At 67.4% G+C, this 2801-nt stretch carries 1 pseudogene; it reads left to right on the top strand.

Annotated elements, in window-relative coordinates:
- Positions 1 to 2801: pseudogene (locus DMB66_RS59600) on the top strand (RHS repeat protein); the annotation flags it as partial.

The following is a 2801-nucleotide window of genomic DNA, read 5'->3' on the forward strand; positions in this document are numbered from 1 at the left end:
TGTGATGTGTTCTCGCCGACGTTCTGGTCAACCAAGCGGCTCGCGACCGTCACCACCCAGGTGTGGGGCGGAACGGATTACCGGGACGTGGAGCGATGGTCGCTGACCCACTCCTTCCCGGACCCGGGCGACGGCACCAGAGCAGGGCTGTGGCTGGCCAAGATCTCCCACGACGGACTGGTCGGTACCGACGTGAGCATGCCGGACGTGGAGTTCACCGGCATTCAGTTGGCCAACCGGGTGGACACGATCGACCACTCGCCGGCCATGAACTGGTGGCGGCTCGCGATGGTCCGCAACGAGACCGGCGGCACCATCAACATCACCTACTCGGCGCCGGATTGCGTCGCCGGCTCGCGAATACCCTCGGCGGCGCACACCAACGCCCTGCGGTGTTACCCGGTGCGCTGGACCCCCGAGGGCCTGGCTAACCCCGTCATCGACTACTTCCACAAGTATGTCGTCACCACCATCTACGAGATCGACCAAACCGGTGGGGCTCCGCCCGCGGGCAGCCCACGCATCATCCACCGTTACGAGTACATCGGCGATCCGGCCTGGCACTACACCGACGACGACGGACTGATCGAGGCCAAGGACAAGACCTGGTCTGTGTGGCGCGGGTACGGGCGGGTGGGCGTTACCACCGGTGACGCGGGCGAGCAGACGTACTCGGAAACCACCTACTTCCGGGGCATGCATGGCGACAAGCTGCCGTCCGGAACCCGAACCGTGACCCTGCCGGGCACCGGGGTGGCCGCGGTCGCCGATGAGGACGCCTACGCCGGCATGCCCCGAGAGGTGACCACGTTCAACGGCCCCGGCGGCTCGGTGGTGTCTCGGGAGGTCTCCGAGCCGTGGCAGTCGGCGCCGACCGCGACGCGCACCATCAACGGGACGACCGAGCAGGCTCGCTTCATCGACGTCGCCGCCACCCACGACCGGGTGTCCCGCGACGCCGGGCGTGCCGACCGCGTGAGCACGACTCGCACCACATTCGACGACTACGGCATGGCGGTGGCCGTCGACGACTCCGGCGACAACGCGGTGACCGGCGACGAGGAGTGCAACAAGACGACATACGAGCCCAGGAACACCAGCGCGTGGCTGGTGAACTCGGCCCACCGGATGCAGACCTTCGCGACAACCTGCGCGGCCGCCGCGAACCCCGGCAGCCTCACGGAAGACGAGGTCTCCGCCGACCACCGCACCTCGTACGACGACCACGACTGGGGGGTCGCACCGACTCGGGGACTGGCCACCCGTGAAGAGCAGGCGTCGGCCTGGAACGCAGGTAGCCCGACGTACGAGACGGTCAGCCGTACCGAGTACGACGCACAGGGGCGGGCCACCAAGAAGTGGAATGCGGCCGGCCAGCTCACCACGACCGCATACACCCCGACCCTGGGCGGCCCACTGACCCAGACGGTGGCGACCAACCCTCTCGGTCACGCGACCACCGTCACGCTGGAACCGGCGTGGGGGATACCGCTGCGCACCGTCGATGCGAACGGCAAGATCACCGACCAGGCCCACGACGGGCTGGGCCGGCTGACCGGGGTCTGGCTACCAGGCCGGGACAAGGCCACCGCCACCCCCAATACCGCGCACACCTACCTGTTGCGCACGACGGCGCCGACCGTGGTGTCCACCAGCCAGCTCAACGCCGCGGGCAATTCAGTCACGACGTACGCGTTCTACGACGGCCTACTGCGGATACGCCAGACCCAGGCGCCGTCACCGTCGGGCGGCCGCCTGCTCAGCGACACCTTCTACGACACGAGCGGCCGCAAGGTCAAGGAGTACTCCCCGTACTACAACACCGCGGCGCCGGGAACGACGCTGGTAACCGCGACCGAGCGTACGGATGTGCCAACCCAGACGCGCACCGTCTATGACGGGGTCGGCCGGGTCACGGCCGCCATCTTCCAGCCGTACAACGTCGAGCGCTGGCGCACGACGTCGTACTACGCGGGTGACCGCACCGATGTCACTCCGCCGGCCGGGGGCATCGTGGCCTCCACGGTCGTCAATGCCAAGGACCGCCCCGTCGAACAGCGTCAGTACCACGGCGACACACCCACCGGCGCCTACGACACCACGTCGTACACCTACAACCGCAAGGGCCAGCTGAAACGGGTTACCGACGCGGCGGGCAACCACTGGGACTACACCTTCGACCTGCGCGGTCGACAGACCCTGGTGAGCGACCCGGACAAAGGCGACACCGCCATGACGTACGACAACGCCGACCGGATGACCTCGACGGTCGACGCCCGGGGCAAGAAACTGGTGTACCAGTACGACGCGCTGGGCCGGAAGACCGCGATCTTCGAGAACCAACTCTCGGCCTCCCCTCGCGCCCGGTGGACCTATGACACGGTCGCCAAGGGACAGCTGACCCAATCGGTGCGGTATGAGGGCACGGCCGCCTACACCGTCAAGGTCGACGGCTACGACGACGGCTACCGCCCGACAGGTCAGACCGTCACCGTGCCCACTGCCGAGACGGGGCTGAACGGCAGTTACTCCTTCCAGAGCAGCTATGCCGTCGACGGAAGCGTGCGTTCCTCGACGTTCCCGGTCAGTGCCGACCTGCCCACGGAGACCCTGACCAACCACTACGACGAGACGCTGGGGCTGGCCAACCGGCTGACCACGGTGTACGGCACCACCGAGTTCAGCTATGTGGCGGATACCGACTACAACGCGCTGGGCCTGGTCGATCAGCGTGAGCTGTACACCGGCCTCTACTCCAACACGGGCAGTCGTGTCTTCCAGTCCTTCTCCCGCGAGCTCGA

This window comes from Actinoplanes sp. ATCC 53533, from assembly GCF_003947245.1.